Here is a 15,652-nt window from a genome sequence, read left to right as displayed (position 1 = left end):
AATTTGGCGGTCGCCGAGTTAAAGGACAACTTGCGGGGCGACGCGGCAGGTGCTGCACCGATGCCGCCGGACCGGTTCGCCGGCCCGCCAAATGCCGCTAAAGCGTTCGCCTTCCCAAGCACCCTGACGGAACCGGCGACGCAGTACCCCAACTGCTCAGGAGTGTATTGAAGTGGCGAACGACTTTCTCTTCACCTCGGAATCGGTCTCGGAGGGTCATCCCGACAAGGTGGCCGACCAGATCTCCGACGCGATCCTCGACGCGATCTTCGCGCAGGACCCGCGCAGCCGGGTCGCGGCCGAGACGCTGTGCAACACCGGCCTCGTGGTGCTGGCCGGCGAGATCACGACCAACGCGCATGTCGACTACATCCAGGTCGCGCGCGACACGATCAAGCGCATCGGCTACGACAACACCGACTACGGCATCGACTACAAGGGCTGCGCGGTGCTGGTGGCCTACGACAAGCAGAGCAACGACATCGCGCAGGGCGTCAACCACGCCAGCGACGACCACCTGAACACCGGCGCCGGCGACCAGGGCCTGATGTTCGGCTACGCCTGCGACGAGACGCCCGAGCTGATGCCCGCGCCGATCTACTACGCGCACCGCCTGGTCGAGCGCCAGGCGCAGCTGCGCAAGGACGGCCGCCTGCCGTTCCTGCGTCCGGACGCGAAGAGCCAGGTGACGATGCGCTACGTGGATGGGAAACCCCATTCGATCGACACGGTCGTGCTGTCGAGTCAGCACAGCCCCGAGATGAGCCTGGGCGACAAGATGAAGCCCGAGTTCTACGAGGCGGTGATCGAGGAGATCATCAAGCCGGTGCTGCCGGCCGAGTGGCTGAAGGAGACGCGCTACCTCGTCAACCCGACCGGCCGCTTCGTCATCGGCGGCCCGCAGGGCGACTGCGGCCTGACCGGCCGCAAGATCATCGTCGACACCTACGGCGGTGCCTGCCCGCACGGCGGCGGCGCCTTCAGCGGCAAGGACCCGACGAAGGTCGACCGCTCGGCCGCGTACGCCGCGCGTTATGTCGCGAAGAACGTCGTTGCCGCCGGCCTGGCGCGCCAGTGCCAGATCCAGGTCGCCTACGCGATCGGCGTCGCGCGGCCGATGAACGTCACCGTCTACACCGAGGGCACCGGCGTGATCCCCGACGAGCGCATCGCCGAGATCGTCAACGAGGTCTTCGACCTGCGTCCGAAGGGCATCATCCAGATGCTCGACCTGCTGCGCCCGATCTACGGCAAGACCGCGGCCTATGGCCATTTCGGCCGCGACGAACCCGAGTTCAGCTGGGAGCGCGCGGACAAGGTCCAGGTGCTGCGCGACCTGGCGGGCCGCAGCGCGCGCTGAGCCCGCGACGGCGCGGCGGCGCCATCGCAACGACCACGACGGCCGGTGTCCAACCGGCCGTTTGTCTTTCCCCCGGCCGGAGGACCACCCCCTCGTTCGCGGCGCGAAGCGGGTGCGGCGCCCGCACACAATGGCGCGCACCACACGAGGGAGGAACCCGATGATCTTCAGCACCCTGCGCGCCACCGCCGGCGCGCTGCTGCTCGCGCTGGCCGGCGCCGCGCTCGCGGCACCGCCTTCCGCCGAAGAACGCGAACGCCAGGCCACGCAGGCCCAGGCCGCCGCGCGCCAAGCGGCCAGGCCCGGCCCGGTCGACATCCCGCTGGCCGGCCAGGCCGTGCTGCACCTGCCCGCCGGCCATGTCTTCATTCCGCAGCCGCAGGCGCAGCAGCTGCTGAACGCGATGGGCAACCCCGGCCAGGACGCGCGCCTGCAGGGCCTGGTGTTTCCGGACAGCGACGCCCACTGGTTCATGACCGTGCGCTACGAAGCCTCCGGCCATGTCAAGGACGACGACGCGCGCGACTGGAACGCCGACGAGCTGCTGAAGAGCTACCGCGACGGCACCGACGCGGCGAACGAGGAGCGCATCAAGATGGGCGTCACGCCGATGGAGATCATCGGCTGGGCCGAGAAGCCCGCCTACGACGCCGGCACGCACCGCCTGGTGTGGGCGATGTCCTCGCGCGACAAGGGCGCCGCGGCCGACGCGCCGCAGGGCGTCAACTACAACACCTACGCGCTCGGCCGCGAGGGCTACTTCAGCCTGAACCTGGTCACCGACCTGAAGGCGCTGCCGACGCACAAGCCGGCCGCGCACGCGATGCTCGGCGCGCTGGAGTTCAACAGCGGCCGGCGTTATGCCGACTTCGACGAGAAGACCGATCACGTGGCCGAGTACGGCCTGGCGGCGCTGGTCGTCGGCGTGGCCGCCAAGAAGCTCGGCTTCCTCGCGCTGGCCGCGGCCTTCTTCGCCAAGTTCGCGAAGCTGATCATCATCGGCCTGGCTTTCGTCGGCGGCGCGGTCTTCAAGTTCTTGAAACGCGGCAAGACGGCCTGATCTGTCGCAGATGCTGAAGCTGCTTGCACTGCTGCTGTCGGGCGCGAAGTTCGGCAAGCTGCTGACCTCCGGCGGCACGATGCTGCTGTCGCTGGTGGTCTACGCGTTCATCTTCGGCTGGCGCTACGCGGCCGGCTTCATCGCGCTGCTGTTCATCCACGAGATGGGCCACTACATCGCGGCGCGCCAGCGCGGGCTGCCGGTCGGCCTGCCGACCTTCATCCCCTTCGTCGGCGCGTGGATCGAAATGAAGCAGATGCCGCACGATGCCGAAACCGAGGCCTTCGTCGGCCTCGGCGGCCCGCTGCTCGGCGCGGTGGGTGCGCTCGGCGCCTGGTGGCTCGGCAATGCCTGGGACGCCCCGTGGCTGATGGCCGCCGCCTACGCCGGCTTCTTCCTGAACCTGTTCAACCTGATCCCGCTGTCGCCCTTCGACGGCGGCCGCATCACCGCGGTGCTGAGCCCGCGCATCTGGCTGCTGGGCGTGCCGATCCTCGGCGCGCTGTTCCTCTGGCGGCCGAGCCCGATGCTGCTGCTGATGGCGCTGATCGCCGCGCCGCAGGTATGGAAGGCGCTGAAGTACCGCTCGGACAGCGAGGAGGCGAAGACCTACTACGCGGTGCCGACCGCGAAGAAGTGGGAGTACGCGCTCATCTACCTGGTGCTCGCCGGCTTCCTGGCGATGATGATGGGCGAGGCCCACGACAAGCTGCAGGCGATCCGGGCGACCATGGGTCGCTAGCACGCCGGCCGCAGGCCGCTCGTCAGACTGACTGGAGCCTCCCTCCTGGAGGGAGGCTGGAGGGAGCGGTCCTTCGAGCTGGAGCCCCTTCATGGAGGGGGCTCGGGGGAGCGGAACGGTGAACCCGCAGGGTTAGGAGTCGGGCGGCGAAGCCGACCAGACTCCTAACCGACGCGGAACACGTGCACCTTGTCCGACAGCTCCTTCGCGCGCTCGCTCATCGTGCGCGCGGCGGCGCTCGATTCCTCGACCAGCGCGGCGTTCTGCTGCGTTACGTCGTCGAGCTGGTGCACGGCGTCGTTGACCTGGCCCAGGCCGTCGCGCTGGCTGGCGGTGGAGCTGGTGATGCGCGCCATCGTGTCGTTGACACGCGCGATCGACGCGACGATCTCGTTCATGCTGCTGCCGGCGGCTTCGACGAGCTTGGTGCCCGACTCCACCGTGTCCAGCGATGCGCCGATCAGCGCCTTGATCTCGCGCGCGGCCTTGGCGCTGTTCTGCGCCAGCGAGCGCACCTCGCCGGCCACCACCGCGAACCCGCGGCCCTGCTCGCCGGCGCGAGCGGCTTCGACCGCGGCGTTCAGCGCCAGGATGTTGGTCTGGAACGAGATGCCGTCGATCACGCCGATGATGGTCGAGATCTGGCGCGCGGTCGCGGCGATCTGGTTCATGTTCGACACCACGTCGCCGACCACCCGGCCGCCGCGCTGCGCGGCGGCGGTGGCCTCGCGCGTCAGCTCGTCGGCGCTGCGCGCGGCCTCGGCCGACTGCTGCACCGTGCCGGTCAGTTCCTCCATCGCGCCCGCGGTGCGCTGCAGCCACGCCGCGGCCCGCTCGGTGCGGTCCGACAGGTCCTGGCTGCCGCTGGCGATCTGCAGCGACGCGGCGGCGACGCCGTCGGTGGTGTCGCGCACCTGGCCGACCAGCGTGGCCAGCGCCGCCGACATCTCGCCGAGCGAGCGCTGCAGGTCGCCGAACTCGTCGCCGCGGTCGACCTCGACCGCCGCCGTCAGGTCGCCGCCGGCGATGCGCCGCGCGACCGACACCGCCTGGTGCAGCGGCTTGTGGATCGAGCGGATCAGCTGCCGCGCGCCGAAGGCGATCACCAGCATCACCACGGCCAGCCCGATGCCGGTGGCCTTCAGCGCAGCGTCGCGTTCAGCCGCGAAACGTTCGGACAGCTGTTTCGCCTCGGCCTGCTGCATCGCCGCGTAGGCCTGCACCGACTTCAGGTACGCCTGCGCGGCCGGGTTGAAGCGCTTGTCGAACTCGGCCTTGGCCATCTGCATGTCGCCCGACTCGGCGAAGCGCATCGCCTCGGCCTGCGCGGCCACCAGCGCGGTGCGTTCGGCGTCGAGCTGCGCGATGTGCTTCTTCTCCTGCGCGTTCTGCGGCATCTTGCCGATGGCCTCGCGGATCTTGTCGATGCGCGCGAACGAGCTCGCGATCGGCGCCTTGAAGGCTTCGATCAGCTCGGGGTTGTAGCCCAGCGTCGAGCCGGTCATGCGCGCGACGTTGGTATCGGTGAGGCTGGCCCACTCGGTCGCGCCGCGCACCTTGGCGTCGGCCAGGCCCAGCTCGGCCGTGCTGCGCTGCTGCACGTCGGTGATGCGCCACGCGGCGGCGCCGAACAGCGCGGCCAGCACCAGCATGCCAATGCCGACGGCGCACCACAGGCGGGCGCCGAGACCGAAGGAAGAACGAGCAGGAACCATCGCGGCACACTCCGGGGCAGATGGATCGGACTATCGGCCGGCCGGCCTCCGGCCTTGAGCCGATCAAGTCCTGATTCCCGCCGCACTTCCGCACTTCGCCACGACCGTTACCGATGCCTGCCCTGACCCTGGATGCCTTGCGCCGCCACGCCGTCGCCCGCACGCTGTTCAAGCCCACCACCCTGCCGCGCGCGATCGAGCGCCTGGGTTTCGTGCAGGCCGACCCGATCCGCGCGCCGGCCCGCGCGCAGGACCTGACCCTGCGCCACCGCGTCGCCGACTACCGCGCCGGCGAGCTCGAGCGCCGCTACCCGCGGCTGCGCATCGAGGAGGACTTCTTCGTCAACTACGGCTTCCTGCCGCGCGCGATCCACGCGCTGATGCATCCGCGCACGCCGCGCCAGCCATGGCCTGCGCAGCGCGAGCGCCAGGCGGCGGAGGTGCTGGCCTTCGTGCGCGAGCGCGGCATCGTGCACCCGCGCGACGTCGATGCGCACTTCGCGCACGGCAAGGTCAAGAACTGGTTCGGCGGCTCCAGCAACGCCAGCACGCAGCTGCTGGACGCGATGCACTACCGCGGCCTGCTGCGGGTCGCGCGGCGCGATGGCGGCGTGCGGCTGTATGCCGCGCGGCCGGCGGACGAGACGACGGTGGAGCGCGACGCCGCGCTCGACGCGCTGGCCGACGTCATCGTCGGCAAGTACGCGCCGCTGCCGGCGGCGACGCTCGGCCAGCTGATGAGCCACCTGGGCAGCGGCGCGCCGCAGTGGCGCGACCAGCGTGCGGCAGTGCTGAGGCGCCTGCGCGACCGGCTGGCCTCGGCCACCGTCGACGGCACCACCTGGTACTGGCCGGCCGACGAGAACCCGGCGTCGAAGCGCCACGCGCCCGATGACGAGGTGCGGCTGCTGGCGCCCTTCGACCCGATCGTCTGGGACCGCCGCCGCTTCGAGCTGCTGTGGGGCTGGGCCTACCGCTTCGAGGCCTACACGCCGGCGCCGAAGCGGGTGCGCGGCTACTACGCGCTGCCGCTGCTGTGGCACGACCGGGTGATCGGCTGGGGCAACCTGGCGCTGCGCGAGGGGCGGCTGCACCGCGAGCTCGGCTACGTCGACGGCCGTGCGCCGCGCGATGCGGCGTTCCGGCGCGCGCTCGACGACGAGCTGCAGCGCATGGAAGCCTTCCTGGCGCTCGGCGACGACGCGTGATTCAGCGGCCGCAGGCCGCCAGCAGCGCCGCCGCCACCTCCGCGAAACCTTCGCCGCGCTCGGCCAGGGTCACGTAGGCGGGCCGCACCTGCAGCTGCGGCAGGAAGCGCGCGATGTTCGCGACGCCCACCGTCAGCGGCAGGCGCTCGAACATCAGCTGGTCGTTGGTCGAGTCGCCGACAAAGAGCCATTCGGCCGGATCGAAGGGGCGCCCCAGCGCGGTTTCGACGGCCCAATGCGCCGCGGTCCACTTGCTGTGGTCGCCGATCCAGCCGTTGACGTGGATCGAGCTGACGGTGGCCGTCAGGCCGTGGCGGCGCATGATCTCGACGACGCGCGCGATCGTCGGATCGTCGAGGGTCGTGAACTCGCTGTGGTCGATCGCAATGTCGGTCAGGCGGCCGGCACTGTCCTGCGCCAGCTGGGTGCCGGGCAGCTCGGCCAGCACCGCGGCGGCGCACGCGGCCAGGCGCCGGGCCTGCTGCTCGCGGGTCGGCTCGTCGGTGGTGAAGTCGCGGCGCAGCGTGCCGTCGGCTTCGCGGCGCAGCATCACGCCGCCGTTCTCGGCGACGATCGCCGCCACCGGCCAGGCCAGCGCGAAGGGCTCGCTCCAGCCGGCGGGGCGTCCGGTGATCGCGATCACGGGCAGGCCGGCGTCGTGCAGCGCCTGCAGCGCGGCGAGCGCTGCCGGCTCGATCGCGCCGTCGCGCGTCAGCGTGTCGTCGACATCCGTCAGCACGCCGCGCACGCGGTGCAGCGACGCCGCGTCGAGCCCGGCGAGCGGCTGCATGTCCCGGCGCGCGGAGGGAGGGTTTGGAGCACTCATCGGCGTGCAGTCTCCCACGCTGATTGACACCGCCTTCACAAACCCGCGACACCGATGCAACATTACTATCGATAAAATTGATAAATTGCAACATCTGCCGGACGCACTCGTGAGGTTGCCGAGATGCACATTCCCCCGTTGACCGATGCCTGCTGGATGCGCCTGGCCGCCAGCCGGCAGGTGCCGTTGTCGACCGGCCACCTGCCGACCCGTCTGCTGATCGAGCGGGTGCGGGCCAGCGACGACGAGGTCGCCATCAAGGCGGCGGAGTTGTTCGCGTATTTCGTCCGCTGGTCCGATTCGCTGCCGTCCGAACTGGCGCAGATCCGCCAGCTGTAGTCGTAGAATCCGCCTCCGTTTCGAGGAGCGTTGCAAGGCCGACCGACCCGGCGTCGGCCCCAGGCTCGAAACCACGTTCACGTGCAACGGCGCTCACCCCGCAACGGCCGTGGGTGGGTGAAATTTCAGAACCCCTTGCCATCAGGTCGCTGCGGCTTTCAACCGCTGGAGTTAGACCCATGAATGCTGCCGTCCTGAAGCCGTTGCACACCGACCAGTACGCGATCGCCGACCTCTCGCTCGCCGACTGGGGCCGCAAGGAAATCAACATCGCCGAGAGCGAGATGCCCGCGCTGATGGCCATCCGCTCGGAATACGCCGCCGCGCAGCCGCTGAAAGGCGCGCGCATCACCGGCAGCCTGCACATGACGATCCAGACCGCCGTGCTGGTCGAGACGCTGCAGGCGCTGGGCGCCGAGGTGCGCTGGGCCTCGTGCAACATCTTCTCGACGCAGGACCACGCCGCCGCGGCGCTGGTCGCCAAGGGCACCCCGGTGTTCGCGTACAAGGGCGAGAGCCTGAAGGACTACTGGGACTACACGCACCGCATCTTCGACTTCGCCTCGAAGGGCGAGGCGGGCGAAGGCCCGAACATGATCCTCGACGACGGCGGCGACGCGACGCTGCTGATGCACCTGGGCCAGCGCGCCGAGAAGGATGCGTCGCTGCTGGCCAACCCCGGCAGCGAGGAAGAGCGCGAGCTGTTCGCCGCGATCAAGGCCAAGCTGGCCGTCGACGCCACCTGGTACAGCCGCAAGAGCGCGCAGATCATCGGCGTGACCGAGGAGACGACCACCGGCGTGCACCGCCTGAAGGAGATGTCGGCCAAGGGCACGCTGAAGTTCCGCGCGATCAACGTCAACGACTCGGTCACCAAGAGCAAGTTCGACAACCTGTACGGCTGCCGCGAGTCGCTGGTCGACGGCATCAAACGCGCCACCGACGTGATGATCGCCGGCAAGATCGCCGTGGTCGCCGGTTATGGCGACGTCGGCAAGGGCTCGGCGCAGGCGCTGCGCTCGCTGTCGGCGCAGGTGTGGGTCACCGAGATCGACCCGATCAACGCGCTGCAGGCGGCGATGGAAGGCTTCCGCGTCGTGACGATGGACTACGCGGCCGACAAGGCCGACATCTTCGTCACCGCCACCGGCAACAAGGGCGTGATCACGCACGACCACATGGCCGCGATGAAGCACAACGCGATCGTCTGCAACATCGGCCACTTCGACAACGAGATCGACATCGCGTCGGTCGAGAAGTACACGTGGGAAGAGATCAAGCCGCAGGTCGACCACATCATCTTCCCCGGTACCGACGGCAAGCCGGGCAAGCGCATCATCATGCTCGCCAAGGGCCGCCTGGTGAACCTGGGCTGCGCCACCGGCCACCCGAGCTACGTGATGTCGTCGAGCTTCGCGAACCAGACCATCGCGCAGATCGAGCTCTTTACGCACAGCGACTACTACGAGCAGGGCAAGGTCTACGTGCTGCCCAAGCACCTGGACGAGAAGGTCGCCCGCCTGCAGCTGAAGACGCTGAACGCGCAGCTGACCGAGCTCTCCGACGAGCAGGCCGACTACATCGGCGTGCCCAAGCAGGGCCCGTACAAGCCCGACACCTACCGGTACTGATGGCCATGGGCAACGCTCATCCCGACTTGCCCGTCAGCATCGAGTTCTTCCCTCCGAACACCCCCGTCGGCAGCGAGAAGCTGAAGACGGTGGTGCAGGAGCTCTCGGTGCTGAAGCCGGAGTTCTTCAGCGTCACCTACGGCGCCGGCGGCTCGACGCGCGAGAAGACGCTGGCCACCGTGCGCGACATTGCCGCAGCCGGCTTCGAGGCCGCGCCGCACCTGTCCTGCGTCGGCTCGACGCGCGAGGGCATCGCGGAGATCCTGCGCACCTACCGCGCGCAGGGCATCCGCCGCCTCGTTGCGCTGCGCGGCGACCTGCCCTCGGGCACGGCCGTCGCCGGCGAGTTCCGCTATGCCGCGGAGCTGATCCGATTCATCCGCGAGACGCAAGGGCCCGACTGGCTGATCGAAGTCGCCGCCTACCCCGAGTACCACCCGGAGCAGCGCTACGCGCGGCGCGACCTGCAGCACTTCGCCGACAAGGTGCGGGCCGGCGCGAACTCGGCGATCACGCAGTTTTTCTTCAACCCGGACGCCTACTTCCACTTCGTCGACGAAGTGCGGGCGATGGGCGTGGACGTGCCGATCGTGCCGGGCGTGATGCCGTTCCACAACTTCTCGCGCGTGGCGCAGTTCGCGGCGCGGGACGGCATCGAGATCCCGCGTTGGGTGGCGCTGAAGATGGAAGGCTTCATGGACGACGCCGCATCGATCCGCGCCTTCGGGCTCGACGTCGTCACGAAGCTGTGCGAGCGCCTGATCGCCGGCGGCGCGCCGGGCATCCACTTCTATGCGCTGAACCAGTCTGCGCTGACGCTGGAGATCGGGCGGCGGCTGGGCTTCGGCACGACGAAGGTGGACTGACCCCGTACTGCCGTTCTCGCCCCGTCGCGGACGGTCGCCACGTGCCGCATGCATGCACCGTGGAAGATCAGGCCGGCGGGGCGCTCTGTTCCGCTCATGTCCTCCGGGCCGGGCTGCGCTGTGACGCCATGGCGGAAATCCGGCCGGCCCTCCTCCTTGACTTCGCTCCACAGAGCGCCCCGCCGTCCTGATCCGCTCCGCCCTGGCAAGGGATCGCACGCCACGGTGTCGCATGAGCCAAGGGCGCTGGGTGCCCGGCGTAGCGAAGTCAAGGAGGAGGGCCGGCCGGGATGCGGCCTGAGGCGTATCGGCGGCGCACGGCCCGGGGGACATGAGCGGAGCCGGGCACCCAGTGGCCTTGGCGCGCTCGGTGCAAGCACGCAAGGTCTCAGCACGAACGCCCGCAACGGGCCGAGAACAGTCGAAGCGACCAGCATCGCGGGCTAACCCCGTTCGGCCCGGCCGGCCGTGCAAGGTGTATCCGACGAGGAGACCACCATGCCCGACCCCCACCGAATCCCTGCGTTCATTGCCCTCACCCGCCGCGGCCTCGCGCGCGCCGCGCTCGCTGCGCTCTCGATCGCCGCCGTACCGCTCGCGCAGGCGTTGACGCCGCCGCAGCCCAAGGTGGCGACACCACCCCCGCTGGCACTGCCGCGCTTCGTCGTGCCGGCCGGTGCCGGCCAGCCGATCGAGCTGCGCCATTACCGCCAGGACACCGAGGTCATCGGCCGCTCGGTGCTGACGCGGCTGACCTTGCAGTTCCACAACCCGAACCCGCGCGTGCTCGAAGGCGAGCTGCAGTTCCCGCTGCCCGACGGCGCGGTGGTCTCCGGTTTCTCGCTGGACATCGACGGCCAGCTGCGCCGCGCGGTGCCGGTCGAGAAGGCCAAGGGCCTGCAGGTCTTCGAGGACACCATTCGCGGCCGCATCGACCCGGCGCTGCTCGAAGCCACCGCCGGCAACCAGTACAAGCTGCGCGTCTACCCGCTGCCGCCGAACGGCCAGCGCACGGTGGTGATGGACCTGGTGCAGGCGCTGCCGCCGGGCACGGCCAACGAGCTGCGCCTGCCCTTCGGATTCGACGGCGGCGCGGCGCGCGCCGAGCTGTCGCTGAAGCTCGCGGGCGTCGACCGCGCGGGGCTGAAGGCGATCGCCCACGGGCTGCCGGCCGGCACGCTGCAGGTCGACGCCGGCGCGCCCGGCGGCACGCGGCTGCTGATCGCGCCGCGTGCGCTGAAGCAGCCGGTCGAGCTGCAGCTGCGCTACGCCGCGCCGGCCGCGGCGCCGGTGCAGGCGGCGGCCTTCGACGGCCAGCATTTCGTCTATGCCGAGCTGCCGGTGCCGGCGATCGAACGCCCGCGCGCGGCGCCGAAGCGCATCGCGCTGGTCTGGGATGCATCGGGCTCCGGCGCCCAGCGCCAGCGCGCGGCCGAATGGGCGCTGCTGGACGCTGTCTTTGCGCGTTGGCCATCGGTGCAGGTGCAGCTGCACGTGCTGCGCGACCGGCTGGAGCCGGCGCGCGCCTTCAGCGTGCGCGGCGGCGACTGGACCGCGCTGCGCCAGGCGATCGAGGCCGAACCCTTCGACGGCGCGACGCAGCTGGGCGCGATCAACCTGGCCGCCGGATCGGCCGACCTCGCGCTCGTCTTCAGCGACGGCCAGTCGACCTTCGGCGCACCGACGCCGCCGGTGTTCGGCCTGCCGGCCTTCGTGCTGCAGTCGGCCATCGGCAGCGCGCCGGCCGCGCTGCGGGCCGCCGTCGAGCCGCAAGGCGGCGCGGTGCTGGACCTGCTGTCGCTGCCGGCGCCGCGGGCCGCGCATCGCATCGCGCACGAGCTGCCGCGGCTGATCGAGCTGCGCAGCCGCGACGGCGCGCAATGGGTGGCCGCGTCGCGCACGGCCGAACACGGCCGGCTCGCCGTGGCCGGCATCGCGCACGCGGCCGAAGGCGTGCTCGAAGCGCGCTTCGAGCTGCCCGGCCGCGGCGTCGACGTGCAGCGCGTGCGCTGGTCGGCCGCGGCCGACACCGGCGCCGCGACGCTGCCGCCGGTCGGCGTGCCGCCGGGCACCGCGCTGCCGGACGACGATTCGAGCCCGCCGCTGCCCGCGCTGCGCTGGGCGACGCTGAAGCTCGACGCCTTGGCCGGGCAGCCGAAGCTGCACCAGCGCGAGATCCAGCGCATCGGCCAGCGCTTCGGGCTGGCGACGCCGGAGACCTCGCTGATCGTGCTCGACAACCTGGCCGACTACGTGCGCCACGGCATCGAGCCGCCGGCCGGCCCGCTGCGCACCGCCTGGCACCAGCAGCGCACGACGGTGATCGCCGGCGAGCAGCGCCAGCAGCGCGACCAGATCGAGCACCTGGTGCGGCGCTTCCGCGAGCGCCAGAGCTGGTGGGCGACGAGCTTCCCGAAGGACGACCCGGCGATCGCGCGCAAGCGCGAGGCCGACACCGCGACGGCTGCCATCGGCGCGTTGCAGGAACGGGCCGAGGCCCGGCGCGATCTCGCGGCCGCGGCCGGCCCGCGGGAGGCGGCCAAGAGCGCCGAAGCGGCGCGCCCGGCCGCGCCGGCCGCGCCGGTCGCGCAGGCCGCTGCGGTGGCACCGGTCGCGCCGCCGGCGCCGATGGCGATGCCGTCGGCCCTGGCCGCAGCGCCGGCCTTGCGGGGCGCGGCCAATGCAACGGCCGACGCCCGCCAGGCCCCGGCCGGCGGCGAAGCCGCGCCGGCCGCCATCGCCCTGGCCCGCTGGCAGCCCGATACGCCCTCGGCCCGCCGCCTGCGCGCGGCCGCGCCGAAAGAGCGTTATGCGGTCTACCTCGACGAACGCCCGCAGCACCTGAAGAGCACCGCGTTCTTCCTCGATGCCGCGGACCTGTTCTTCCAGCAGGGCGACGCGGCGCTCGGCGTGCGCGTGCTGTCGAACCTGGCCGAGATGGAACTGGAGAACCGTTCGCTGCTGCGCATCCTGGGCTACCGGCTGCTGCAGGCCGAGCGGGCCGAGCTGGCGGTGCCGGTGTTCGAGCGCGTGCTGGCGATCGCGCCGCACGAGCCGCAATCCAGCCGCGACCTGGGTCTCGCGCTGGCCGATGCGCAGCGCTGGCAAGGCGCCGCCGACGCGCTGTGGCAGGCCGCGACGCACCGCGGCAACCTGCAGGGCCGCTTCCCGGACATCGACCTGACGGCGGTCACCGAGCTCAACGCGCTGGTCGCCAAGGCCGCGCGCGCCGGCAAGCCGGTGGACACCGCGGCGATGGACCCGCGCCTGCTGGTGCACATGCCACTCGGCCTGCGCGTCGTGCTCGGCTGGGATGCCGACAACACCGACATCGACCTGCACGTGGTCGACCCCGATGGCGAGGAAGCCTTCTACGGCCGGCCGCGCACGCGCCAGGGCGGCCGCATGTCCGCCGACTTCACCGGCGGCTACGGTCCCGAGGAGTTCGCGCTGCGCTCGCCCAAGCCCGGCGTCTACAGCGTGCGAGCCCGCTTCTACGGCCACCGCCAGCAGGTGCTGGCGCCGGCGACCACGCTGATGCTGCGCCTGGTCACCGGCTTCGGCACCGCGGCCGAGAAGGAGCAGCGCGTGATGCTGCGCCTGTCCGGCAGCGGCGAGGACGTGCGGGTCGGCGAATTCCGCGTCGGCGCCTTCCAGGACTGAACGGCGATGACATCCATCGGCGCCGCGGCCGCTTCGTCCGCGCGCCGATGCGGTTCATCGCAACCCGCTGTCGCGTGACGAGGCCGCTGCCTACAGTCCACTCCATCGCAAGACGCCACACCCCACGAAAGCAGACGGAGCCCACCATGTTCAAGCAGATCAGCACCCAAGCCACCGCCTTCGGTTTCGCCGCGCTGGTGACGCTGGCCACGCTGGCCAGCCTGAACAGCCTGGCATCGCACAGCGCCGCGACCAACCCCGAGCTGGCGCGCGTCGAGACGCCGGCGACCTTCACCGTCGTGATCGTCGGCAAGCGCATCGCGCTGAGCTGACCGGGCCGGCCGTCCCCAACGACAAAGCCCCGCATCGCGGGGCTTTTGCATTTCAGGCGCCTTGACGAGTCCGATCAGTCGCCGGCGACGATGCCCTCGCGCCGCGGATCGGCGCCGCCGAAGAGGCCGCCGGCCGGCATCCGCTGGATCGCCTGCAGTCCGCTGGTCATCGCCGTCTCGCGCACCTCGTGGCCGCGCGCCTTCAGCGCCTCCACCGTCGCCGCCGGGAAGCGCTTCTCCTCCAGCAGGGTCGGGCCGTTGGTCGAGCCGAAGTTCGGCAGGCTGATCGCCTGCTGCGCGTTCAGGCCCCAGGCCAGCGTGCCGAGCAGCGTCTTCGCGGTGTAGTGGATGATCAGCGCGCCGCCCGGCGAACCGGCGCTCATCAGCAGCTGCCCGCTCGCCTTGTCGAAGACCAGCGTCGGGCTCATGCTCGACCGCGGGCGCTTGCCGGGCTGCACGCGGTTGGCGATCGGCTTGCCTTGCGCGTCCGCCGGCGCGAACGAGAAGTCGGTCAGCTCGTTGTTCAGCAGGAAGCCGCGCACCATCTGGCGCGCGCCGAACTGGTCCTCGATGGTCGTGGTCATCGCGATCGCGCGGCCGTCGCCGTCGACGATCGAGATGTGCGAGGTGCCGTACTCGACCTGCTCGGGCATCGCGGCCTGCGCGAGCTTCGCGCCGCCCGGCGTGCCCGGCTGCGCCACCTTCATCGACTGCGCGCCGATCAGCGCCGCGCGCTGCTTCAGGTACTCGGGGGCGATGAGGCTGCGCCAGTCGCCGGCCGGCGGCGCGACGAAGTCGGGGTCGCCCAGGTACATCGCGCGGTCGGCGAAGGCCAGGCGGGCGGCTTCGGTGTAGCGGTGCAGCAGGTCGGCGCTCGGCAGGCCGTTCTCCAGCGCCGGGCCCTGGGCCGGCGCCTGCTCCAGCATGCCCAGCATCTGCATGATCGCGATGTGGCCCGACGACGGCGGCGGGAAGCCGCAGAGCCGGTAGCGCTGCCAGTCGCTGCACATCGACTCGCGCTTCTTCGGCTGGTAGGCGGCGAGGTCGGCTTCGCTGAGGGTGCCCGGGTTCGTCGCATGGCCGCGCACCTTGGCGACGATGTCGCGCGCCACCTCGCCGCGGTAGAACGCATCCGGCCCCTGCGCGGCCACCGCGCGCAGCACAGCGGCCAGGGCCGGGTTCTTCAGCACGGTGCCCACTGGATGGGGCTCGCCGTCGGCCTGGTAGAAGTAGGCGGCGGCGGTCGGGTCGAGCTTCAGGAACTTCTCGCCCTTGAGCAGCGTGTGCAGCCGCGGGCTCACCTTGAAGCCCTGCTCGGCCAGCACGATCGCCGGCTGGAAGAGCTGGGCCCACGGCAGCTTGCCGTGCTGCTGGTGCGCCATCTGCAGCACGCGCAGGGTGCCCGGCGTGCCCACCGAGCGGCCGCCGACCACGCCTTCGTGGAACGTCATCGGCTTGCCGTCGGCCTTCAGGAACAGCTTCTCGTCGGCGGCGGCCGGCGCGGTCTCGCGGCCGTCGTAGGCCTCGACCGCCTGGCCGTTCCAGTGCAGCACGAAGGCGCCGCCGCCGATGCCGCTGGATTGCGGCTCCACCAGCGTCAGCACCATCTGCACGGCGATTGCCGCGTCGACCGCCGAGCCGCCGGCCTTCAGCACCTGGTAGCCGGCATCGGTGGCCAGCGGATTCGCCGCGGCGACCGCGAAGCGCTTCGTCGACCAGCCCGGCTTTTCGGTGTAGCCGCTGGCGGCTTCGGGCGCGACGTACTTCTCGACCTTCGCCGCTTCGTCGGCCGGCGGCTGGTAGCGGAAGCCCGCGGGCGCGCTGGCGCAGGCGGCGAGCAGCGCGGCGAGCGCGGTGGGCACGAGGCGGACGGTCAGGCGGTCCCGCAGGCGGCGATCGGTCGTGGTCAT

General features: G+C 71.1%; 12 protein-coding genes and 1 riboswitch. Of the genes, 9 read left to right on the top strand and 3 right to left on the bottom strand.

Annotated features, from left to right (window positions below; translation table 11 throughout):
- The first annotated feature begins 172 nt into the window (after positions 1 to 172).
- From metK to P1K89_RS28225, 3 genes are all read left to right on the top strand, one after another.
- Positions 173 to 1,360, top strand: coding sequence for a methionine adenosyltransferase (gene metK / locus P1K89_RS28235; protein ID WP_284619870.1), 1,188 nt, complete (start codon positions 173 to 175; stop codon positions 1,358 to 1,360).
- A 160-nt stretch (positions 1,361 to 1,520) separates the two neighbouring features.
- A complete protein-coding gene (locus P1K89_RS28230) occupies positions 1,521 to 2,420 on the top strand; it encodes a DUF2167 domain-containing protein (protein WP_284619869.1) in 900 nt (299 codons plus the stop codon).
- Positions 2,421 to 2,430: 10 nt separating this feature from the next.
- Positions 2,431 to 3,162, top strand: coding sequence for a site-2 protease family protein (locus P1K89_RS28225; protein WP_284619868.1), 732 nt, complete (start codon positions 2,431 to 2,433; stop codon positions 3,160 to 3,162).
- Positions 3,163 to 3,326: 164 nt separating this feature from the next.
- Here P1K89_RS28225 and P1K89_RS28220 read toward each other — a convergent pair whose 3' ends face one another.
- Positions 3,327 to 4,877 (bottom strand): methyl-accepting chemotaxis protein, encoded by a 1,551-nt coding sequence (locus P1K89_RS28220; protein WP_284619867.1) that lies wholly within the window; start codon positions 4,875 to 4,877, stop codon positions 3,327 to 3,329.
- 113 nt (positions 4,878 to 4,990) lie between these two features.
- Here P1K89_RS28220 and P1K89_RS28215 point away from each other — a divergent pair, with 113 nt between their 5' ends.
- The gene (locus tag P1K89_RS28215; RefSeq protein ID WP_284619866.1) at positions 4,991 to 6,085 is read left to right on the top strand and encodes a DNA glycosylase AlkZ-like family protein; all 1,095 of its coding nucleotides are present in this window, start codon (positions 4,991 to 4,993) and stop codon (positions 6,083 to 6,085) included.
- A 1-nt stretch (position 6,086) separates the two neighbouring features.
- Here the strand turns inward: P1K89_RS28215 and P1K89_RS28210 are convergent, their stop codons facing one another.
- Complete coding sequence (locus P1K89_RS28210; protein ID WP_284619865.1) at positions 6,087 to 6,875, bottom strand: HAD-IIB family hydrolase; 789 nt, start codon at positions 6,873 to 6,875, stop codon at positions 6,087 to 6,089.
- Between the two features lie 159 nt (positions 6,876 to 7,034).
- Between P1K89_RS28210 and P1K89_RS28205 the strand changes: the two genes are divergently transcribed.
- From P1K89_RS28205 to P1K89_RS28185, 5 genes are all read left to right on the top strand, one after another.
- Positions 7,035 to 7,250, top strand: a complete 216-nt coding sequence (locus P1K89_RS28205) for a hypothetical protein (RefSeq protein WP_284619864.1) — start codon at positions 7,035 to 7,037, stop codon at positions 7,248 to 7,250.
- A 16-nt stretch (positions 7,251 to 7,266) separates the two neighbouring features.
- Positions 7,267 to 7,352, top strand: a riboswitch (S-adenosyl-L-homocysteine riboswitch).
- A 77-nt stretch (positions 7,353 to 7,429) separates the two neighbouring features.
- A complete protein-coding gene (ahcY, locus tag P1K89_RS28200) occupies positions 7,430 to 8,881 on the top strand; it encodes an adenosylhomocysteinase (RefSeq protein WP_284619863.1) in 1,452 nt (483 codons plus the stop codon).
- Positions 8,881 to 9,747 carry a methylenetetrahydrofolate reductase [NAD(P)H] gene (metF, locus tag P1K89_RS28195; protein ID WP_439898042.1) on the top strand — a complete coding sequence of 289 codons (867 nt, stop codon included), beginning with the start codon at positions 8,881 to 8,883 and terminating at the stop codon, positions 9,745 to 9,747. The genes ahcY and metF overlap by 1 nt, the downstream gene beginning before the upstream one ends.
- Before the next feature lie 498 nt (positions 9,748 to 10,245).
- Positions 10,246 to 13,410 (top strand): DUF2135 domain-containing protein, encoded by a 3,165-nt coding sequence (locus P1K89_RS28190; RefSeq protein WP_284619861.1) that lies wholly within the window; start codon positions 10,246 to 10,248, stop codon positions 13,408 to 13,410.
- A 146-nt stretch (positions 13,411 to 13,556) separates the two neighbouring features.
- A complete protein-coding gene (locus P1K89_RS28185; protein ID WP_284619860.1) occupies positions 13,557 to 13,742 on the top strand; it encodes a hypothetical protein in 186 nt (61 codons plus the stop codon).
- Between the two features lie 74 nt (positions 13,743 to 13,816).
- Here the strand turns inward: P1K89_RS28185 and ggt are convergent, their stop codons facing one another.
- Positions 13,817 to 15,652, bottom strand: a complete 1,836-nt coding sequence (gene ggt / locus P1K89_RS28180; RefSeq protein ID WP_284619859.1) for a gamma-glutamyltransferase — start codon at positions 15,650 to 15,652, stop codon at positions 13,817 to 13,819.

The sequence above is a fragment of the Aquabacterium humicola genome, from assembly GCF_030167915.1.
In the GTDB taxonomy this organism is placed as follows: domain Bacteria; phylum Pseudomonadota; class Gammaproteobacteria; order Burkholderiales; family Burkholderiaceae_C; genus Pseudaquabacterium; species Pseudaquabacterium humicola.
Note: the sequence above shows the minus strand (reverse complement) of the source record. Positions and strands in the feature narration are given on the sequence as shown.